We start from the raw sequence: 20,932 nt of genomic DNA on the forward strand, positions 1-20,932 counted from the left end.
GGTATACCCGGAGCAATGGAGGAAATCCGGGCTGAGTTCATCCAGCCGCTGCTGGCGGCGTTGGCCGCGCACCCCGCCGAACGCCTCGCGTATTCCGACGGACGGCGGACGCTGACCTACGGCGAGCTGGCCCGCGCGAGTGCCGAGCTCGCCGCGGGGCTCGGCGTGTCCCGGGGTGATCGCGTGCTGGTCCACGTCGGCAACCGGGTCGAGTTCGCGGTGGCCCTGCTGGCGGTGCTGCGGGCGGCGGCGGTCGGGGTGCCGGTGAGCGCGCGGTCGACCGAGGCCGAGCTCGCCCACCTGGCCGAGGACTCGGGGGCGACGCTCCTGATCACCGAGGCGCGGCACGCCGAACTGGCGAAGCGGCTGCGGCCGGGCCTGCGGGTGCTCTTCGTCGAGGATCCGCCGCCGCCGGCCGCGGGACCACCGCGGGACGATCTCGGGCTGGACGAGCCCGCCTGGCTGCTCTACACCTCCGGCACCACCGGACGGCCGAAAGGCGTTCTGCTCTCGCAACGCGCGATGCTGTGGTCGACCGCCGCCTGTTACGTCCCCGTGTTCGGGATCGAAGCCGGTGACACCGTGGTGTGGCCGCTGCCGCTCCATCACGCCTACGCCCTGTCGCTCGCCTTCACCACCACGATCGCGCTCGGCGCGCACACCCGGCTCGCCGACGGCTGCTCGCCGGACCTGCTCGCGCAGTACCCGGGCTGCGTGCTCGCCGGGGTGCCGGCCACCTACCTGCGGCTCCGCCAGGAGGCCGATGGCCCGGTCGTCGCGCCGAGGCTGTGCCTGACCGGCGGTGCGCCGTGCACGCCGGCGACCCGCGCCGCGGTCCGGGAGCTGTTCGGCCTGCCGCTGGTCGACGGCTACGGGAGCACCGAGACGGGCGGAAAGGTCGCCGTGGAGCGCCCCGGCGAACCGGGACTGATCCCGGTGCCCGGCGTGGACGTCCGGATCGACGCGGGGGAGGTGCTCGTCCGCGGCCCCGGACTGATGCTGGGCTACCACGGGCAGACGGCGTCGCCGCTGCGGGACGGCTGGTACCGCACCGGTGACGCCGGCCGGCTCGAAAACGGCCGGCTGGTGCTGGACGGCCGGGTCGACGACGTGATCGTCTGCGGTGGCCAAAACGTCCACCCGACCGAGATCGAGGCCGTGCTGGAGGAGTCGCCGTCGGTGCGGGAGGTCCTCGTCACCGGACGGCCCGACGACGTCGTCGGGCAGGTGCCGGTGGCGTTCGTGGTCGCCGGGCCGGACGGCTTCGACGCCGAGGAACTCCGCCGGCGCTGCCTCAGCCGGCTTTCGCTGCACAAGGTGCCGGTGGCCTACGTCGAAGTCGACGCCATCCCGCGGACGGCGTCGGGCAAACCGCGGCGGAACGCGCTGAAGCAGCCGGATCTCGCGGCGGTGGTGCGGGCCGAGCTGACGGCCCTCTGCGGGCACGACGGCGGCGACGGGTGGCGGGACCGGCCGTTCACCGACCTCGGCTTGTCCTCGTTGGCCGGCGTGCAGTTCCGGCACCGGATCACCGCGCTGACCGGCGTGCCCGTCCCGCACTCGCTGATCTACGACTTTCCCACGCCGGGCGCGGTGATCGCCGAGCTGACCCGCCTCGGCTCGGCTCACCGCGCGGAATCGCCGCGGCCGGTCCCGGCGCCGTCCGGGGAACCGATCGCCGTGGTGGCGATGGCGTGCCGGTTCCCCGGCGGGGTGCGCTCGCCGGAAGACCTGTGGCGGCTGGTGGCGGACCGGGTGGACGCGACGGGGGAGTTCCCCGCCGACCGCGGCTGGGACGTGGCGGGGCTGTACGACCCGGATCCGGACCGGATCGGGCACTCGGTGACCCGTCGCGGCGGCTTCCTCGACGGGTTCGCGGACTTCGACGCCGGGATGTTCGGCATCTCCCCGCGGGAGGCGCTGGCGACCGACCCGCAGCAGCGGCTGCTGCTGGAGACGTCCTGGGAGGCGTTCGAGCGGGCCGGGATCGACGTCTCGACGCTGCGCGGCAGCGACACGGGCGTGTTCGTCGGCGTCATGAACGAGGACTACGCGAGCCGGTTCAGCACCTCCCACGAACTCGAGGCGTGGCTGGGCATCGGCTCCTCGCACGCGGTGGCCTCGGGCCGGATCTCCTACACCTTCGGGCTCACCGGGCCGGCGCTCACCGTCGACACGGCCTGCTCGTCGTCGCTGGTCGCGCTGCACTTGGCGGCGAAGGCGCTGCGGGAGGGGGAGTGTTCGCTCGCGCTCGCCGGCGGCGCCACGGTGATGGCCACCCCGCGGACCTTCGTGGCCTTCAGCCGGCAGCGTGGCCTCTCCCCGGACGGCCGCTGCCGGTCCTACGCGGCCGGAGCCGACGGCACGGCGTGGTCGGAGGGTGCCGGGGTGCTCCTGCTGGAACGGCTGTCCGACGCCCGCCGGCACGGGCACCCGGTGCTGGCCGTGCTGCGCGGCACCGCGGTGAACGCCGACGGTGCGTCGAACGGCCTGACCGCGCCGAGCGGACGCGCCCAGCAGGCGCTGATCGCGGCGGCGCTCGCGGACGCGGGGCTGACCGCGGCCGACGTCGACGCCGTCGAAGGACACGGGACGGGAACGCCGCTGGGCGACCCCATCGAGGCGGACGCGCTCATCGCGGCCTACGGGCGTGGCCCGCGCCGGGAACCGCTGCGGCTCGGGTCGGTGAAGTCGAACATCGGCCACACCCAGGCCGCCGCCGGGATCGCCGGGGTGATCAAGGTGGTGACGGCGTTGCAGCACGAGGAACTGCCGCCGTCGCTGTACGCGGACGAGCCGAGCCCGCACGTCGACTGGCCGGCCGGCGGGGTGGCGCTGCTGGCGGAGGCCCGGCCGTGGCCGCGGACGGACCGGGTTCGCCGGGCCGGGGTGTCGGCCTTCGGGATCGGCGGCACCAACGCGCACGTGATCGTCGAAGAGGCACCGCCGCCGGATTCTTCGGCCCGGCGGCCGTTCCCCGCGGCGCCCTGGCTGCTCAGCGCTGCGGACGGCGATGCGCTCCGGCTCGTCGCGGCCGGGCTGGCCGGTGCTCCCGACACCGTCGACGTCGCTTACACCCTGGCCCGGCGGACGCCACTCGCGCACCGCGTGCTGGTGCCCGCGGCGAACCGGGAGGCATTGCGAGCCGTCGCGGACGGGCGCGTGCCCGGCCGGACTGTCCGAAGCGGAGCCCGGCTGGCCGTGCTGTTCGGCGGCCAGGGCGCGCAGCGGCCCGGGATGGGCCGGGAGCTGGCCGAGCGGTTCCCGGTGTTCGCCGACGCCTTCGCCGAGGCGTGCGAAGCGCTGGGCGGCGACGTGCGGGACGTCGCCTTCGCCGGTGGGGAAGCGCTGGACCGCACCGACCACGCGCAAGCCGCGCTGTTCGCCTTCGGCGTCGCGCAGTACTGGCTGTTCGAGTCGTGGGGCCTGCGTCCGGACGTCCTCTTGGGACATTCGATCGGCGAGATCACCGCCGCGCACGTCGCCGGCGTGCTGTCGCTGGCGGACGCGGCGACGCTCGTGGCGGCACGCGGCCGGCTCATGGCCGCGCTGCCCGGCGGCGGGGTGATGATCGCGGTCGAGGCCACCGAGGCGGACGTCGCTCCGCTCGTGGGGGACACCGTGGCCGTCGCCGCGGTCAACGGGCCGCGTTCGGTGGTGCTCTCCGGGGAGACGGCCGCGACGACGGCGCTCGCCGGCCGCTTCGGCGGCGGGACGCTCCTGCGTGTCAGCCACGCCTTCCATTCGCCGCTGCTGGACCCGATGCTCGACGAATTCGACGAGGTCGCCGCCGGGCTGAAGCACCACCGTCCCACCCTTCCGCTCGTCTCGTGCGTGACCGGAGAACCGGTCGGCGAGATCGAGCCGGGCCACTGGCGGCGGCACGCCCGTTCGACCGTGCGGTTCGCCGACGCGCTCACCACGGCCGCGGCGTCCGGCCCGGCCGTCGGCCTCGAGATCGGCCCGGCGCCGGTGCTCGGCCGCCTGACCGCCGGCGTCCTGCCGACCGCACCGGCCACGATGTCGGGCCCCGGCGTGCTGGCCGCGGCGGGCGCGGTGCACACGGCCGGCGTCCGGGTGGACTGGCCCGCGGTGTTCGCCGGCTCGGGCGCGCGGATCACGCCGTTGCCCACCTACCCGTTCAAGCGCACCCGGTACTGGCTGGACCAGCAGGCCCCGGAGCAGGCCGGCGACGACCACGCCGTGCTCGGCCCGGCGCTGGAGGCGCCCGATTCGCCGCGGGTGGTGCACGGCGGCTCGCTCGGCGTCCGCCGTCACCGGTGGCTCGCCGACCACGTCGTCGGCGGTTCGGTGCTGGTGCCCGGGACGCTGTTCGCCGAGCTGGCTCTGCACGCCGGCGGAGCGGGCATCGAGGAGCTCACGATCGAAGCCCCGCTGCGCCTGGACACCGAGGACGTCCACGTCCAGGTCGTCGTGGACGAGCCGAGGGTCGACGTCTACGCCCGGGCTCGCGACGAGAAGCAGTGGCGGAAGCACGCCGGGGGCAAGCTGCGCCCGCGCGGCCCGCTTCCGCCCGGGTGGAGCGGGCAGTGGCCGCCGGCCGGAGCCGCGGAAGCCGACGTCGCCGAGGCCTACCGCGCGCACGCCTACGGGCCTGCTTTCCGTGCCGTGCAACGGTTGTGGGTGCGCGACGCGGAGTTCTTCGCCGAGGTCGATGTGCCGCCGGGCGCCGGGGACCGGTTCGAGCTGCACCCGGTCCTGCTGGACGCGGCCGTGCACGCGACCGCGCTGGCCGAGGGGCCGGCGGCCGAGCCGCGGGTGCCGTTCCTCTGGACCGGTGTCGAGGTCTACGCGCCCGGTGCCCGGCGCGCCCGGGTGCACGGCGTCCGCGCCGGCTCCGGGTCGCTCCGGGTCACGCTGTACGACGAAGCCGGCGACCCGGTGGCCGCGATCGCATCGCTGACGACCCGGCCGATGGCGGCACCCGACACGATGCTCTACCGTCCACAATGGATTCCGATACCGCCGGTGGCGGCCGCGGAACCGGTCCGGGTCGTCGAAATCACGCCGGGTGATCTGCGTGCGGCGGCCGGGCACGCGCTCGCCATGCTCCACGACTGGCAGGGCAGCGGCGACCGGCTGCTCCTGGTCACCCGCAACGCGACCGGCCCCGATCCCGACCCGGCCGCCGCGGCGGCGTGGGGACTGGGCTGCGCGGCCGCGGCGGAACACCCGGGCCGGATCGGCCTGGTCGACCTCGAGCCGGGCTTCCCGGTGACGCGGGTGGCGGACCTCGCCGGCGGCACCGCGGAGCCGCAGATCGCCGTCCGCGACGGCGTGCCGCACGTCCTGCGGATCACGCGCGCCGCCCCGGCGGCGGCGCGGCCGATCGACCCGGCCGGAACGGTGCTGATCACCGGCGGGACGGGGGCGATCGGCGCTCTGCTGGCCCGCCACCTGGTGACGGCGCACGACGTCCGCCACCTCCTCCTGGTGAGCCGAAGCGGGCCGGCGGCGCCCGGCGCCGAGGAACTGCTGGCGTCCCTGCGAGACCTCGGCGCGGACGTGCGGATCGTCGCGGCCGACGTCGCGGACCGGGCCACGGTGGTGCGGCTGGTGGACAGCTGCGATCCGCCGTTGACGGCGGTGATCCACAGCGCGGCGGTGGTCGACGACGGCGTGCTGGCGGCCCAGACGCCGGAACGCCTGGACGTCGTGCTGCGCCCGAAGGCGGACGCGGCACTGGTCCTCGACGAGGTGACCCGGCACCTGCCGCTGACGGCGTTCGTCCTGTTCTCCTCGGTCGCCGGCGTGTTCGGCAAGGCCGGGCAGGCCAACTACGCGGCCGCGAACCGGGTGCTGGACGCCGTGGCGTGCCGCCGCCGCGCGGCGGGGCTGCCCGCGTTGTCGCTGGCGTGGGGCCTGTGGGAGCTGGGCACCGGCCTCGGCGACCGGATCTCGGCCACGGCGCGGCGGCGGATCCACGCGTCCGGCGTCGAGGGCCTGACCGCCGAGCAGGGCCTGGCGCTGTTCGACGCGGCGCTCGGCTCGGCCGAACCCGTGCTGGTGCCGGTCCGGTTCGACCCGTCGGCGTCGATGGCCCCGCCGACCGGCGGTTCGGCCGTCCGCTCGGCTCCGGCGCGGCAGAGCTGGCCGGCGAACCCGGCCGAGCCCGAGCTGCGCGAGCTGCTGCGCGCGGAGGTCGCCGCGGTCCTGGGCCACCCGGACCCCGCCGTGATCGCCGACGACCGCCCGTTCCCCGAGCTCGGGTTCGACTCGCTGACCGTGATCGAGCTGCGCACCCGGCTCGCCGCGTTGTCGGGCGCCGACCTGCCCGCCACCGTCGTCTTCGACCGGCCGACCGTCGCCGAGCTGGCCCGCTACCTCCTGGAGCTGCGGCGGTAGCGGCGGTCCGCGGAGCGGTGTCCACATCGGACCACACGAGCGACCCCGCGGTGGCGCGGTCCGGGCCTGACGGGAGCGGGCATGGACGCCGCCGGATCGGGTACAGGTCACCGAGACCACCCCCGAGGAGGACGGCATGACCGAAGATCAGCACAGCCACGAGACCGCGGAGCAGCACCCGGGCCCGGAGCGGCAGGAGGCGCAGGAGCAGCCGCACCCGGGTTCGGCTGCGGCCATGGATCCCGCGCCCGACCACGGTGAGGAGTCCTACCGCGGCAGCGGGAGGCTGGCCGGGCGCCGCGCGGTGATCACCGGCGGTGACTCCGGAATCGGCCGGGCGGTCGCGATCGCGTTCGCCCGGGAGGGCGCGGACCTGGTGCTGTCCTACCTGGCGGAGGAGCAGGACGACGCCGAGCGCACGGCGGAGCTGGTGCGCGAAGCGGGCAGGCGGGTCGTGCTGGTGCCCGGGGACATCCGCGACGAACAGCACTGCGCCCACGTCGTCGACACGGCCGTGGCCGAGCTCGGGGGCATCGACGTGCTGGTGAACAACGCCGCTTACCAGATGGCGCAGGAGGACGGTCTGCTCGGGATTTCCACCGAGCAGTTCGACCGGGTGCTGAAGACCAACCTGTACGCGATGTTCTGGTTGTGCAAGGCGGCCGTGCCGCACATGGACCGGGGTTCGGCGATCATCAACACCTCGTCGATCCAGGCGTCCCAGCCGTCGCCGGAGCTGCTGGACTACGCCACGACCAAGGCGGGGATCGTGAACTTCACCAAGGGCCTGGCGCAGGACCTGGCCGCGAAGGGGATCCGGGTGAACTCCGTGGCGCCTGGTCCGGTGTGGACACCGCTGATCCCGGCCACGATGCCCGGGGACAAGGTGGACTCCTTCGGCGAGCAGACCCCGATGGGACGGGCCGCGCAGCCGGCCGAGCTCGCCCCGGCGTTCGTGTTCTTCGCTTCGCCGGAGTCCAGCTATGTCACCGGCGAAGTCCTGGGCGTCACCGGCGGCCAGCCGCTGACCTGACCCGGTCGCCGGGGAAGAAGAAGCACCGCTTCCGCTCAGCGAAGGGTGGGGGAGACCTGCGAGCGGAAGCGGTGGCTTGAAGGCCGGTACGGGGGTCGCCTCTCGGCGGGTGCGCGACCCGGCTCCGGGGTGAACCGGTGTTCCGGGAGGGCGGAAGGGGTGAGGCCCGGGGACTCCGCCGTACCGACACCCCTTGCAACGCCCGCTGCGGCGCGGTGTTCCCGCCCGTCGACGCCGTCGGGCGTGACGTGCGTCGCCCCGCGCCTGGCGACGCTCGCGCGCCCGGAGAGTTTGCCGCGTGGGTGGGCTGCGGTGTGTGGCCCGCTGGGTGGCGGTCGCCCAGTCCGGCGGCCTACGGCGCCCGGACAGCCCCCGGGCTACCGATCGCGCGCGTCGTCGAGACGGCGTGCCTCGGCGGCCTGCTCGAACGGCGTGTCGCCCGCCGGGTGGCGGTCGCCCAGCTCGGCGAACAACGCGGCCACCTCGACCGAGTCGTGGTGGGAGGACAGGTCCGCCAGCGCGGGGTCGGTGGCGGCCAGCACCTCGCGGAACCGGAGCTCCGCCAGCGGGCCGAGCCGGTCGTAGATCTGCAGGAACACCTTCTGGGCCCGGTCGCGCGCCCAGCCGGCGGGGAGCAGTTCGGCGGGCAGGTCCGGGTCGGTCTCCGGGAACCGGCGCCAGTCCACCCGCAGCTCGGTGCGGGTCCGCAGGGCCTGCGCCGGGCTGATGAGCCCGGCCTCCAGCCCGGAAAGCACCTGTTCGTAGCGGGCGACGAACTGCTCGTACTCGCGGGCGAGGGGCTCGAGGTCGAACGCCGTGGCCGCCGCGGCCGAACCGGGGACCTCGGTGGCGCGGAACACCGTCGCGCTGCGCAGCTCGAGTTCACGCAGGGCCGTGAGGGCGTCCTCGGCGAGGTCGTGCGGGCTGATCCAGACCCCGTCGTAGAGGGCGGCGAACCGCAGCACCCGCAGCCGGGACCGCAGGGCCGTGCGCAGCCCGCGGTCCTGCTCCGGCACGGAGAAGGTGACCACGGTCCACTGCCCGTCCCAGTCCGGCGCGGTCGTGCCGAAGGTCAGCATCCGGTGGGTGCGCTCGATGATCACCTCCGACGTGCGGACGGGGATGCCGTAGGCCGTCGTCCGGCCGCTGCGCGACACGGTGAGCAGGCCGCGGGCGGCCAGCCGCCGGATCGCCGCCCGGGCGCTCGCCGGGCTGATGTCGAACTCGCCGAGCAGCTGGACCAGGGCGGCCGAGGGGATGTGCTCGTCCCGCCAGTACCAGAAGTCGCCGAGCAGGGACGTGAGGAGCAGCTGCGGTTCGGCGCCCTGCTGGGAGCGGGGCAGCGGGCCGGTGGTCATCGCGCGCCTGCCTCTTCCGGGGTCGGTCCCGGCGGCCGGTCCGCCGCGGGGGTCCATGGTGGCAGCCGCGCCCGGGCGGCCGAACCGAGGGGTTGAATCACGCGACACATCATGCGACGATCGGCGCCCAGATAGCAACCAATCGTTCTCCCAGGTTCCCGCGCCATCCGCTCCGGACGGCCTCCGCAGGAAGAAAACGACATGGGTTCCTCACTTCGTCAATGGCGTCGAAGCACGCTCGCCGCGGCCGTCGCGGGTCTTGCGCTGGCCGGGTGCACGGTCGACGACGGCGCCGCCACCGCGCCCACGGCCGCGGCCCTCACCGCCGACGCGGCCCTGCACGACCAGCTGCCGCAGGCAGTCAAGGACGCCGGCGTCCTCCGCTTCGCCGGCGACTCGCACCCGCCCTACCGCACGGTCGGCCCGGACGGCAAGACGGTCACCGGCATCGACCACGACTTCCAGCAGGCGCTCGGCCAGCTCCTGGGCGTGCGCACGGAAACCACGATCGTCAGCGGTCTCCCGGCCGCCCTGCAGGGCATGCTGAGCGGCCGGTACGACGCCTTCAACGGCCCGGTGAAAGCCACCGCCGAGCGCGAGAAGCAGTTCGACACCGTCACCTGGATGACCACGCGCACCTCGTACGTGGTCCCCACGGGCTCCGCCGCCGGCGTCAAGCAGGCCGGCGACCTGTGCGGCAAGCGGGTCGCGGTGGTGACGGCGAGCGTCGTGGAGGACCAGCTGGGCAAGCTGTCCGCCTTCTGTGAACGCGCACATCGTCCCGCCGTGCAGGTGGTCGGCCTCGACGACACGAACGCGACGCTGCTGGCCGCGAAGTCCGGCCGCGCGGAGGCCGCCGGGATGACCCAGGCCGCCGCGATCGACGTGACCACCCAGCAGAAGGGGCAGTACGAATACGTGACGCAGACCGAGGAACAGGGCGCCACGAAGGACAACCTGGCGCTCTACACGCCGAAGTCCGCGAAGCTCGGCCCGGTGCTGCAGAAGGCCTTCGAGGAGCTGTTCCGCAACGGCACCTACACCCGGATCATGCACCAGTGGGGCCTGGACGACGTCACGGTGCAGCAACCGGTGTTCGACGCGGCGTCGGCGAAATGACCGCGATGTCCACTGTGGAGGAGACGACGGCGGCGCGCGACGACGTCGCCGCGTCCCGCGGCCGCTTCCGGCCGCTGCGCTGGCTGTTCGTGCTCGTCCTGGCCGTCCTCACCGCGCAGCTGGTGGTTTTCCTCGTCGGCAACCCGCGGTTCCAGTGGGACGTCGTGGCGAAGTACCTCTTCGAGAAGAGCGTCCTGGCGGGGCTGGGCACGACCGTGCTGCTGGCGGTCGCGGCGATGGTGCTCGGCTCGCTGGCCGGCGGGGTGGTCGCGGCCATGCAGCTGAGCGGGTTCGGCCCGGCCCGGTGGGTGGCGACGCTGTGGGTGGGCCTGTTCCGTGGCATCCCGCCGCTGGTGCAGCTGATCTTCTGGTTCAACCTCGCCTACCTGCTGCCGAAGCTGTCGATCGGCATCCCGTTCGGCCCGGTCTTCGGGACGTGGGACGCCAACACCGTCATCACGCCGCTGACCGCCGCGGTGATCGGCCTGTCGCTCGTCGAGTCGGCCTACCTCGCGGAGATCTTCCGCGCCGGGGTGTCCTCGGTCGACCCCGGTCAGCGCGACGCGGCACGCGCGATGGGCTACCCGCCGGGCCAGACGCTGGTCCGGATCGTGCTGCCGCAGGCCATGCGCGTGATCATCCCGCCCGCGGGCAGCCAGTTCATCAACGTCCTCAAAGGAACGGCGCTCGTGTCGGTCATCGCGATGTCGGACCTGCTGCACTCGGTGCAGGTGATCTACAACCGCACCTACGAGATCGTCCCGATGCTGCTGGTCGCCTGCTTCTGGTACCTGGTCGTGGTCACCGTCCTGACGGCCGGGCAGCGCCGCCTGGAACGCCGGTTCTCGCGCGGCCACCGGAGTGCCCGATGAGCGCCCCGGTGCTGCGGATCAGCGACGTCCGCAAGGAGTTCGGTGCGGTGACCGCACTGGCCGGGGTGAGCCTGGACGTGCACGAAGGGGAGACGGTCGTGGTGATCGGGCCGTCGGGGTCCGGCAAGTCGACGCTCGTCCGCTGCGCCCACCAGCTGGAACCCGTCGACGGCGGCGCGATGTACCTCGACGGCGAGCTGCTGGGCCACCGGCGCTCGCCGGGCGGCCTGCGCGCGCTGACCGAGCGGCGGATCGCCGCCCAGCGGCGCCGGATGAGCATGGTCTTCCAGCAGTTCAACCTCTTCCCGCAGTTCACCGTGCTGCGCAACGTGACCGACGCGGCGATCCGCGTCCACGGGCGCGATCGGTCCACTGTGGAGCGGGAGGCCCGCGACCTGCTCGAGCGCATCGGCCTGGCCGGGCGCGAGGACCACTACCCGCGGCAGCTGTCGGGCGGGCAGCAGCAGCGGGTCGCCATCGCCCGCGCCGTGCTGGTGCGGCCGCGGGTCATGCTCTTCGACGAGCCCACCAGCGCGCTCGACCCGGAGCTGGTCGAGGAGGTGCTGGCCGTGCTGCGGGACCTCGCCGCGGCGGGCACCACGATGGTCGTCGTCACCCACGAGATGGCGTTCGCCCGCGAGGCGGCCGACCGGTGCGTGTTCATGGAGGCGGGCCGGATCGTCGAAGAAGGTCCGCCGCACGAGCTGTTCGCCCGGCCGCGGACCGACCGGCTGCGCGCCTTCCTGTCCCGTCACCTGTCCGAAACGGAGAGTGCTTCGTGATCACTGTCGGCGCCGTCGGCGACCTCATCCTCGACGAGCCGGAGCCGGAGTCGTTCCTCGCCCCGGCCGCGCCGGTGCTGCGCGGGATGGACCTGGCCATCGGGCACGTCGAAGTCCCGCACTCGACGACGACGGTCCAGCGCAGCACCGACGTCCCCGCTCCGCCCGCCGACCCGGCCGCGCTGAAGGCGGTGGCCGCCGCCGGGTTCGCGGTGGTCACCCTGGCGGGCAACCACATCTGCGACGCGGGTGACGAGGGCCTGGCCGACACGATCGCGCACGCCCGGGCGGCGGGCATGGCCACCGCCGGGGCCGGCGCCGACCTCGCCGAAGCGCGGCGCCCGGCGATCGTCGACCGCGGCGGCCTGCGGATCGGCGTGCTGTCGTACAACTGCGTCGGCCCGCGCGATTCGTGGGCGACCTCCCGCAAGCCCGGCTGCGCCTACGTCCACGTCCTCACCCACTTCGAACTCGACCACGCCAGCCCGGGCGGGCCGCCGAAGATCTACACCTTCGCCGATCCCGAGAGCCTGGACGCGATGGCCGAAGACGTGCGCTGCCTGCGGGCCGAGGCCGACGTCGTGCTCGTGTCGCTGCACAAGGGCGTCGGGCACACCCCGGTCGTCGTCGCGATGTACGAAGGCCCGGTCGCCCGCGCGGCGGTCGACGCCGGCGCCGACGCGGTGTTCTCCCACCACCCGCACATCATGCGCGGCATCGAAGTCCACCGGGGCCGGCCGATCTTCCACGGGCTCGGCAACTTCGCCACGGTCACCCACGCCCTGACGCCGGGGGCGGGCGTGGGCGCGGACGAGCTGCGCGCGTGGGCCGAGCGGCGGACGAAGCTGTACGGCTTCGCACCCGATCCGGATATGCCGTTCTTCCCGTTCCACCCCGAAAGCCGCAACACCGCCATCGCCTTCTGCCGCTTCGACGAGACCGGGCTGTGCGAGGCCGGTTTCGTGCCCTGCTGGATCGACGACCACGGCCGTCCGGTCCCGGTGGGCGGGACTCCGGAAGGCGAGGCCGTGACGAAGTACGTCGAAGACATCACCCGCGGGGCCCGGCTCAACGGCCGGTTCACCACCCGCGGCACCGAGGTGCTCGTCGATCTCACCGAGGGGGTTCCCGCATGACCGACCAGCCACTGGCCGGCCGCACCGTCATCGACCTGACCACCGCGCTCGCCGGGCCGTACGCGACGCTGCTGCTCGCCGGGCTCGGGGCCACGGTGATCAAGGTCGAAAACCCCGCCACCGGCGGGGATTCCTCCCGCAACAACGCCCCCTACGTCGGCCGTGACGGGCTGAACCTCGCCCGGCGCCACGACGACGACCTTTCGGTGTCGATGCTGCTGCGCGGCCGCAACAAGCTGAGCGTCACGCTCGACCTGAAGAACCCGCGGTCGCGGACCGTCTTCACCGACCTCGTGCGCGACGCGGACGTGCTGGTCGAGAACTACAGCCCGGGCGTCACCGAGCGGCTCGGCATTTCCTACGACCGGGTCCGGGAGCTCAACCCGCGGCTCGTCTACACCTCGATCAGCGGGTTCGGCGCCCAGGGCGGCCCGGGTTCGGGCAAGGCGATGGACTCGATCATCCAGGCGCTGAGCGGGGTGATGATGACCGCCGGCGAGCCCGACGAGGGGCCGGTCCGGTTCGGCCTGCCGATCGGCGACCTGCTCGCCCCGCTGTTCGCCGTGGTCGGCACGGTGTCGGCGCTGCTGCAGGCCGAGCACACCGGCGAGGGCCAGCACGTGGACGTGTCGATGCTCGGCGCGCTGACCTCGCTGGTCGCGTGCGAGCCCTTCGACGCCTTCGAGGCGGTCGGCTTGCCGCAGCGCACCGGCTCGATGGTGCCGCGGCTGGCGCCGTTCGGGATCCTGCCCGCTCGGGACGGTTACGTCGCCCTCTGCGCGCCGACCGACGCCTTCGCCCACGGCGTGCTGCGGGCGATCGGCCGGCCGGAACTGGCCGCGGACGACCGCTACCGCACGCGCGACCAACGCGTGCGGGCCGCCGACGAACTGCACGAGCTGATCCGCGAATGGTGCCGTGAGCGGTCCCTGGAGGAGATCCTCGCCGCGTTCACCGCCGAAGGGGTGCCCGCGGCCGAGGTCCGCGAGCCGCGCGAGGCCGTCCGCGACCCGCTGGTGCTGGCGCGCGAGGAGGTCGTGCCGCTGCGGCACCCGCGGCACGGCGAGGTGGCCGATCTGGCCGGAACCGGCGTGCCGATCCGGTTCTCCGCCGCGCGCGTCGCCCTCGACCGGCCCGCGCCGGGCCTGGGGGAGCACAACGAACACGTCTACCGCGAGCTGCTCGGCTACACCGAAGAGCAGCTGGCGGACTTGGTGGCGGAGGCGGTCATTTGAGCACCGTCGGGTACGTCGGCGCCGACGTCCCGGTCGAGCTGATCACCGCGGCGGGTCTGCGGCCCCTGCGGCTGACCGGGAAGCCGGGCGAAGACAGCACGCCCGGCGACCGCTACCTCGGCCGCGGGGTGGACCCGGTCGCCCGGTCGATCCTGACGCGGATCCTCACCGGGGCCTACGGGCCGCTGGAAGCCATCGTCGTCTCCCGTGACTGCGAAGCGTCGCTGCGCCTGTTCTACGCCTTGCGGGAGCTGCACCGGGTGGAGCCGGAGCTGCGGTTGCCGCCGGTGCGGCTGGTGGACGTCCTGCACCTGCCGCACTACACCACCACCCGGTACGTCCAGGCGAAGCTCGCGCAGCTGCGCGCATGGCTGGGACAGTGGCGGCCCATCGGCGACGACGACCTCGCCGCGGCCATCACCGCGCACGACACGCTGCGCCGGTCGCTCGGCCGGCTCGCCGCGCTGCGCCGGGAAAACCGGTTGAGCGGCACCCGGTTCCTCGAAGTCGTCGCCGAGACCACCGCGTTGCCGGTCACCGAAGCCATCGCGCTCGTCGACGGCGTATCCGCCGACCCGCGGGCGACCGAAGGGGCGCGGCTGTTCCTCACCGGGAGTTCCCACGACACCCCGGACGTCTATGAAACGTTGGAGCGCAACGGGTTCCTCGTCGTGGGCGAGGACCACGACTGGGGTGAACTGCTCTTCGCGCGCACGTGCGCGGCGCCGACGGAACTCGCGCTGGCCGAGCGCTACCAGCACAACGGGCCGACGGCGCCGCGCGCGTCGATCCGGCAGCGCGCCGCGCACACCGCCGCGGCCGCCCGGGCCTGCGGCGCGGAAGTCCTGTTCTCCTACGCGCGCGTCCACGACGACGCGCCGCCGTGGGACTTCCCGGACCAGCGGGCCGCCACCGGACTGCGGGCGGTCCTGGCCGAGCGGCAGCCGTACGGCGAGCTGACTCCCGGGGCGCTGGCGGCGCTCGTCCCGGCCGGAGCGGCGGCATGACGGCCCGGCTGGCGTCGGCGATCACCGCGACCGCCTACCAGCGCGAGTGGTTCGCCCGGGTGCGCGCCGAGGGTGGTCCGCTGGCGCTGGTCAACGCGGACGCGCCGCAGGAGATCTTCCGCACGATGGGCATCCCGTACGTCGTCAACCAGTGGTGGGCCTCGATCGTCGCGGCGAAGCGCCAGACCCAGCGCTACCTCGGCCTGCTCCGCGAACGCGGCTACCCCGACTACATCGAGCAGTACAGCGCCACCTCGCTGGCGTCGGCCTTCGAGACCGACCCCGCGCAGGCGCCGTGGGGCGGCCTGCCGACGCCGTCGATCGTGCTCGGCGAAACCACCGGCGACGCGTCCCGCAAGATCTTCGACGTGTGGGACGCGCAACCCGGCGTCACCTACTACCCGCTGGAGAGCGCGGCGGAGAACGAGGTTCCGGAGCGGTGGTGGGAACTCATGCCGCACCGCTGGGAAGAGGCGATCGGCCGCGACCGCCTCGACCTGCTGACCGGCGAGCTGACCGGGCTGATCCGGTACCTCGAGCAGACGACCGGCCGGGTGTTCTCCGAGACGCGGTTCCGGGAGGTCCTCGCGCTGGTCAACGAGCAGCAGGAATGGAACCGGCGCACCCGCGACCTGATCGCCGCCGCCCGGCCCTGCCCGATCGCCGTCACCGACGGCATCCCGAGCGTCATGGTGCCCCAGTGGCACCGCGGCACCGAGTGGGCGCGCGATGCCGCCCGCGCGTTCCACGACGAGGTGCGCGACCGGATCGGCGCGGGCGTCGCGGTGTGCCCCGACGAGCGGCTGCGGCTGATGTGGATCGGCCGCGGGCTGTGGTTCGACCTCGGCTTCTACCAGCGGTTCCAGGAGTCGCACGGCGCGGTTTTCGTCTGGTCCATGTACCTCGCCATCGCCGCCGACGGCTACCTGCGCTACGGAGACGACCCGCTGCGCGCGCTGGCGGCCCGCTTCGCCGCCTTCAACGACCAGCTCTACACCCCGCCGTGGTCGGCCGAGTGGTACGTCAAGGAGGCGCGCCACCACGGCGTCGACGGCGTCGTGCACCTCGTTTCCGACGACGCCCGCGGAAGCTACTTCACCACCCGCGCCCTGCGCGCCGCGGGCATCCCGGTGCTGGAACTGCACGCCGACAACGTCGACGCCCGCACGGGAGAAGACCTGACCGCGCGGATGACCGAATGGCTCGATGCCCTGATGTGACGGTCCGAAAAGGAGTTTTGTGCGATCTTCACTTCGCCGCCGAAGCCGAAGTGCGATCCTCGCGACCGCGGCCCTCGGGCTGGCCGCCGCCGGGTGCACGGCCGGAGCCGGCTCGCCGACGCTGGCCACCGGGACGAACCTCCCGGTGGTGCAGTCCCTGCACGACGCGCTGCCGCAGGCGGTCAAGGACGCCGGGGTGCTCCGGTTCGCCGGTGACTCCCACCCGCCCTACCGCACGGTCGCGCCGGACGGGACGGTCACCGGGATCGACGCCGACTTCCAGGCCGCGCTGGGCCAGGTGCTCGGCGTCAGGACGCAGACCATCGTCGTCGCCGGGCTCCCGGCGGCGCTGCAGGGCATGCTGGGCAACCGGTACGACGCGTTCAACGGCCCGGTCAAGGCGACCGCCGAGCGCGAAAAGCAGTTCGACACGATCACCTGGATGACGACCCGTACCGCCTACCTGTTCCCCGTCGAGTCGACGGCCGGGATCACCAGGCCCGAGGACCTCTGCGGCAAGCGCGTCGCGGTGGTGACCGCCAGCGTCGTCGAAGACCAGCTGGACAAGCTTTCGCGGTTCTGCACGGAAAACCACCGTCCGGCGACGCGGACCGTCGGCCTGGACGACACCGACGCCACGTTGCTGGCCACCCGCTCGGGCCGGGCGGACGCCGCGGGGATGACCGAGGCGGCGGCGATCGACGTCACGCAGCGGCAAGGCGGGAACAAGTACGTCACCCAGACCGAAGCGCAGGGCGCGACGAAGGACAACCTGGCGTTGTACGTGCCCAAGTCGTCGAAACTGGGCCCGGTCCTGCAAGAGGCGTTCGAAGAACTTTTCCGCGATGGCACGTATGTGGCCATCATGTCCCGCTGGGGACTCAACCAGGTTTCGGTTCCGGCGCCCGTCTTCGACGTGGCCACGCACGGATGAAACCGCCGACTGTCCGGAAAGGACTTCCGATGGCATTGCTCAAGCCTGCCCTCGTCGCCGCCGCGACGGCCCTGGCCGTGGTGATGGCGGCGGTCGTCGTCCCCGGTTCTCCCGCGGCCGAAGTCGCGGCCCCGGCCGCCCCGCCCGCCCCGCCCGCGTCCGCGGTGTTCCACCCGGTGGTCCGCGAAGCGGCGGCCGAGACGGGGAACTACGCGGCCGAGTACACCGTCTACCGGCCGGCGGACCCGGCTGCGGTGCGCGGCCGCCTGCCGGTCGTGGTGTTCGGCAACGGCGCGTGCCGCCACACGAGCAACGACGAGCTGCTGACCGTCGAGACGCTGCTCGCCGCGCACGGGTTCGTCGTCGTGGCCGTCGGCGGGTTCGACGAGCCGGCGCTGACGGAGAACGGCAGCCCCGAGCCGAAGGTGATCACCGACGCGATCACCTGGGCCGAGCGGGAGAACGGCCGCCGGGGGAGCGCCCTGTGGAACCGGCTCGATCCCCGCCGGATCGGCGTCGCCGGCCACTCGTGCGGCGGCATCGAAGCCCTCGTCGCCGGTGCGGACCCCCGGGTGAAGTCGGTGCTGTCGCTCGACAGCGGGTTCTTCGCCGACGGCACCCTCGGCTACGGCCGGGAGAACCTGCGGAAGCTGCACACGCCCACGCTGTTCGTCGACGGCGGCCCGGACGACGTCGCCTACGCCAACAGCGGGGCGAACTACGACCTCGTCACCGTGCCGGCGGTCCGGGCGACCAACCCGGCCGCGGGCCACACCGGCTTCGTCTACGGCCAGCGGGCCGGCAACCCCGATCCGAGCGTCCGCGAGGAAGCCGTCCGGGTCCTGACCGCCTGGTTCGACTTCACCCTCAACGGCAACCGCACCGCGCGCGGCTACTTCCTCGGTGCCGGCTGCGGCCTGTGCGCCACGCCGGGCTGGACCGTCACCAGCAAGAACTTCTGACAGGAGCGTTCCATGAAGAGATTCCCGGGCCTGGTCCTCATCGCGATCCTCGCGGCCGGGGTGCCTGCGACCGCCCACGCGGCGGAAGGCGGGAAGCCGTGCCCCGACCCGGTCGCGGCCGCACGGTGCACCGACGGGCAGCTGGCCGACGGAACGCCCTACACCTTCGCCAAACCGGGCCGGTGGAACGGCGCGGTGCTGGTGGACCTCGACTTCGCCGCCGGCGGCCTGGCGAGCCCGCTCACCGCGAGCCTGCTGCAGCGCGGTTACGCGGTGGGTGGCACCACGCGCACGATCACCGGCTGGAACATCGCGGGGGCCATCGACAACCAGGCGGCGGCGCTCGGCCGCTTCGAAGCCGCGTTCGGCCGGGCCCGGTACGCGATCGCCGAGGGCCGCTCGATGGGCGGGATGGTCGCCGCGGGCGTCGCGCAGGTGTACCCCGGCCGGTTCGCCGCGGCGATCCCGATGTGCGGCGGCCTCGGCGGGGCGGTGGGGCAGTGGAACCAGAAGCTCGACACCGTCTTCACGTTGAAGACGCTGCTGTTCCGCGACTCGGCCCTGCCGGTGACCGGCATCCCGGCCGACGTGCCGGGGACGCAGCAGCAGTGGCTCGCGGCGATGCGGGCGGCCCAGGCGACTGCGGCCGGGAAGGCCCGCATCGCGCTGGCGGCGGCGATCGGGCAGGTGCCGGGCTGGGGCCTGGCTCCCGACGGCACGCCGACCCCGGTGCCGGACGGCCGGGACGCCGACGGCGTCGAGCAGGGGATGTTCCTGGCGCTGGCGGGCGGCCCGCTGCCCTACCTCGGGCAGGCGGTCAGCAGCCGGCGGGCGATCGAGCAGCTGGCGGGCGGGAACCCGTCGTGGAACACGGGCGTGGACTACGCGCGCCAGCTCGCTTCGGCGGCACCGGAGCAGCGGAACGCGGTCCGGCGGCTGTACTCCCGAGCGGGCCTCGACCTGCGCGCCGACCTCGCCCGCCTCGCCGCCGAACCCCGCGTCGCCGCCGAGCCCGCCGCCGTCGCCTACCTGCAGCGGGGCATCGTGTTCACCGGTGACCTGCGGATCCCGGTGCTGACGGTCAACGGCACCGGCGACCAGATCTCCACCGTCGCGCAGCAGCAGTCCTACGGCGCCCTGGTCCGCGAGGCGGGTCACGCGTCCCTGCTCCGGCAGACGTACGTCCGGACGGCCGGGCACTGCACGTACACCACCGGCGAACAGCAGGCCGCGGTCGACCGGATGCTGACGAGGCTGCGGACCGGGCACTGGCCGGACACGGCACCGGCCACACTGAACCGCCTGGCGGCGGAGGTGGACGGCACCTCCGGCCGGTACCTGAGCTACCTGCCGCCGCACTTCAACCGGCGATACCCGGCCGGGACACCGGGGTGAAGTCCCCGGACGTCACACCTGGTCCAGCGGTGGCCGGCGGTCCGCCCACGGCCGGGCCCGTTCGAGCTGACCCGCCAGCCGCAGCAGGACGCCGTCGGCGCCGAGCCTGCCGACGAACTGGGCGCCGATCGGCAGTCCGTCCGGGGTCCAGTGCAGCGGCACGCTCATCGCGGGGCGTCCGGTGAGGTTCGCGAGCTGCGTGTAGGGCACCCAGCCGAGGTTGTCGGAGATCAGCCGTTCCACCACGGGCGTGTGCCGCAGCAGGCCGGCCGCCCCGGCGGCGAGCAGGGCCCTCTGCGCCGCGCGCAAGGGCGCCGGGGAGTCGAACGCCCCGATCCGGGGCGGTGGGGTGGCCGTCGCCGGGGTGAGCAGGAGGTCGTAGGACTCGTGGAACGCGGCGAGCCGCCGGGTGTGCTCGTGGCGCCGTTCGATGGCGCGCACCAGGTCGACCGGGCTGGTGGCCCGGCCGAGGGCGGCCATGGTGCGGGTGTCGGGTTCGAAGGCCGCGTCGCCGGCGCCGCTCGCCGCCTTGCATTCGGCCATCGAGTGCGCGCAGCTGACGAACCAGCTGGTCAGGAAGTCGCGGGCGAGTGCGGCGTCGTCGAACGGCTGTGTGGGCAGCTCCACCACCTCGTGGCCGAGTTCGTCGAGCAGGTCACCGGCCGCGTGCGCGGCGGCGACGGCTTCGGGGTGCGGAGCCGGGTTGATGGCACTGGCCGTGCACAACGCGATGCGCAGCCGTCCCGGGTCGCGCCCGACCTCGCCGGCGAAGGGGGTCTCCGGACCGGCGGCGAGGTAGGGCGAGAGCGGTGTCGGGCCGGAGAGGACGTCGAGCATGGCCGCGGTGTCGCGGACCGAGCGGGAGATGACGCCGTCGGTGGCTGTGCCGCCGAGCCCTTCGGCGCGGGACGGCCCGGCCGGGATCAGCCCGCGCGAAGGCTTGAGCCCGAACAGCCCGCACGCCGAGGCCGGGATCCGGATGGAGCCGCCCCCGTCGCTGGCGCCGGCGCAGGGCACGATCCCGGCGGCGACGGCGGCGGCCGCCCCGCCGGAGGACCCACCTGGGGTGTGGCCGGTGTTCCAGGGGTTGCGGGCGGCCCCGAACAGGTGCGGTTCGGTGATGCCCTTGGCCCCGAATTCGGGCGTGTTGGTCTTGCCGAAGACGACCAGGCCGGCGTCGAGCCAGCGCTGGACCACGGTGCTGGTCTCGGCGGCGGGCACCGCCGCCATCGACCGGGAGCCGCCGCTGGTGGGCGTCCCGGCCAGGTCCTGGTGGAGGTCCTTGATCAGGAACGGGACCCCGGCGAAGGGACCGTCCGGCGCCCGCGCGGGCGGCTCCAGCTCCCGCACGACGGCGTTGAGCCGCGGGTTGACCTGCGCCAGCCGGGCGCGGGCCGCTTCGAGCAGTTCGGCCGGCGTGACGTGCCCGTCGCGGACCAGCGCGGCCAGGCTCACGGCGTCGTGGTCCGGGTAGTCGTCCATGGGGCGATCCTGCCCCATGGACGCGCGTTCC

General features: G+C 73.9%; 14 protein-coding genes. 12 read left to right on the top strand and 2 right to left on the bottom strand.

The features are described from left to right. The first annotated feature begins 15 nt into the window (after positions 1-15). On the top strand, positions 16-6,366 hold the full coding sequence (locus AB0M93_RS02695; RefSeq protein ID WP_364267637.1) for a type I polyketide synthase: 6,351 nt from the start codon (positions 16-18) through the stop codon (positions 6,364-6,366). A gap of 136 nt (positions 6,367-6,502) precedes the next feature. Beyond that, positions 6,503-7,399, top strand: coding sequence for an SDR family oxidoreductase (locus AB0M93_RS02700; protein WP_364267639.1), 897 nt, complete (start codon positions 6,503-6,505; stop codon positions 7,397-7,399). Between the two features lie 377 nt (positions 7,400-7,776). On the opposite strand, the gene AB0M93_RS02705 is transcribed toward AB0M93_RS02700, so the two are convergent. Then, positions 7,777-8,757 carry a PaaX family transcriptional regulator C-terminal domain-containing protein gene (locus tag AB0M93_RS02705; protein ID WP_364267641.1) on the bottom strand — a complete coding sequence of 327 codons (981 nt, stop codon included), beginning with the start codon at positions 8,755-8,757 and terminating at the stop codon, positions 7,777-7,779. Between the two features lie 201 nt (positions 8,758-8,958). Here AB0M93_RS02705 and AB0M93_RS02710 point away from each other — a divergent pair, with 201 nt between their 5' ends. Genes AB0M93_RS02710 through AB0M93_RS02755 form a run of 10 tightly spaced genes read left to right on the top strand, consistent with a single transcriptional unit; the run spans position 8,959 to position 19,419 of the window. Then, positions 8,959-9,876, top strand: coding sequence for a transporter substrate-binding domain-containing protein (locus AB0M93_RS02710; protein WP_364267643.1), 918 nt, complete (start codon positions 8,959-8,961; stop codon positions 9,874-9,876). 5 nt (positions 9,877-9,881) lie between these two features. Further along, positions 9,882-10,748: an amino acid ABC transporter permease gene (locus AB0M93_RS02715; protein ID WP_364268903.1), complete on the top strand. Its 867-nt coding sequence runs from the start codon at positions 9,882-9,884 to the stop codon at positions 10,746-10,748. Then, positions 10,745-11,530: an amino acid ABC transporter ATP-binding protein gene (locus AB0M93_RS02720; RefSeq protein ID WP_364267645.1), complete on the top strand. Its 786-nt coding sequence runs from the start codon at positions 10,745-10,747 to the stop codon at positions 11,528-11,530. Before AB0M93_RS02715 ends, AB0M93_RS02720 begins: the two co-directional genes overlap by 4 nt. Continuing rightward, positions 11,527-12,666, top strand: a complete 1,140-nt coding sequence (locus tag AB0M93_RS02725; protein ID WP_364267647.1) for a CapA family protein — start codon at positions 11,527-11,529, stop codon at positions 12,664-12,666. Before AB0M93_RS02720 ends, AB0M93_RS02725 begins: the two co-directional genes overlap by 4 nt. Further along, on the top strand, positions 12,663-13,901 hold the full coding sequence (locus AB0M93_RS02730) for a CoA transferase (RefSeq protein ID WP_364267649.1): 1,239 nt from the start codon (positions 12,663-12,665) through the stop codon (positions 13,899-13,901). The genes AB0M93_RS02725 and AB0M93_RS02730 overlap by 4 nt, the downstream gene beginning before the upstream one ends. Then, positions 13,898-14,908 carry a 2-hydroxyacyl-CoA dehydratase family protein gene (locus AB0M93_RS02735; protein WP_364267651.1) on the top strand — a complete coding sequence of 337 codons (1,011 nt, stop codon included), beginning with the start codon at positions 13,898-13,900 and terminating at the stop codon, positions 14,906-14,908. Before AB0M93_RS02730 ends, AB0M93_RS02735 begins: the two co-directional genes overlap by 4 nt. After that, positions 14,905-16,128: a 2-hydroxyacyl-CoA dehydratase family protein gene (locus AB0M93_RS02740; protein WP_364267653.1), complete on the top strand. Its 1,224-nt coding sequence runs from the start codon at positions 14,905-14,907 to the stop codon at positions 16,126-16,128. Before AB0M93_RS02735 ends, AB0M93_RS02740 begins: the two co-directional genes overlap by 4 nt. 19 nt (positions 16,129-16,147) lie before the next feature. After that, positions 16,148-17,062, top strand: coding sequence for a transporter substrate-binding domain-containing protein (locus AB0M93_RS02745; RefSeq protein WP_364267655.1), 915 nt, complete (start codon positions 16,148-16,150; stop codon positions 17,060-17,062). 29 nt (positions 17,063-17,091) lie between these two features. After that, positions 17,092-18,024, top strand: a complete 933-nt coding sequence (locus AB0M93_RS02750; protein ID WP_364267657.1) for a hypothetical protein — start codon at positions 17,092-17,094, stop codon at positions 18,022-18,024. A gap of 12 nt (positions 18,025-18,036) precedes the next feature. Further along, positions 18,037-19,419, top strand: coding sequence for a DUF6351 family protein (locus AB0M93_RS02755; RefSeq protein ID WP_364267659.1), 1,383 nt, complete (start codon positions 18,037-18,039; stop codon positions 19,417-19,419). 12 nt (positions 19,420-19,431) lie between these two features. On the opposite strand, the gene AB0M93_RS02760 is transcribed toward AB0M93_RS02755, so the two are convergent. Then, the gene (locus AB0M93_RS02760) at positions 19,432-20,901 is read right to left on the bottom strand and encodes an amidase (RefSeq protein WP_364267661.1); all 1,470 of its coding nucleotides are present in this window, start codon (positions 20,899-20,901) and stop codon (positions 19,432-19,434) included. Positions 20,902-20,932 lie beyond the last annotated feature (31 nt).

The sequence above is a fragment of the Amycolatopsis sp. NPDC051102 genome, from assembly GCF_040682815.1.
Taxonomy (GTDB): Bacteria; Actinomycetota; Actinomycetes; order Mycobacteriales; family Pseudonocardiaceae; genus Amycolatopsis.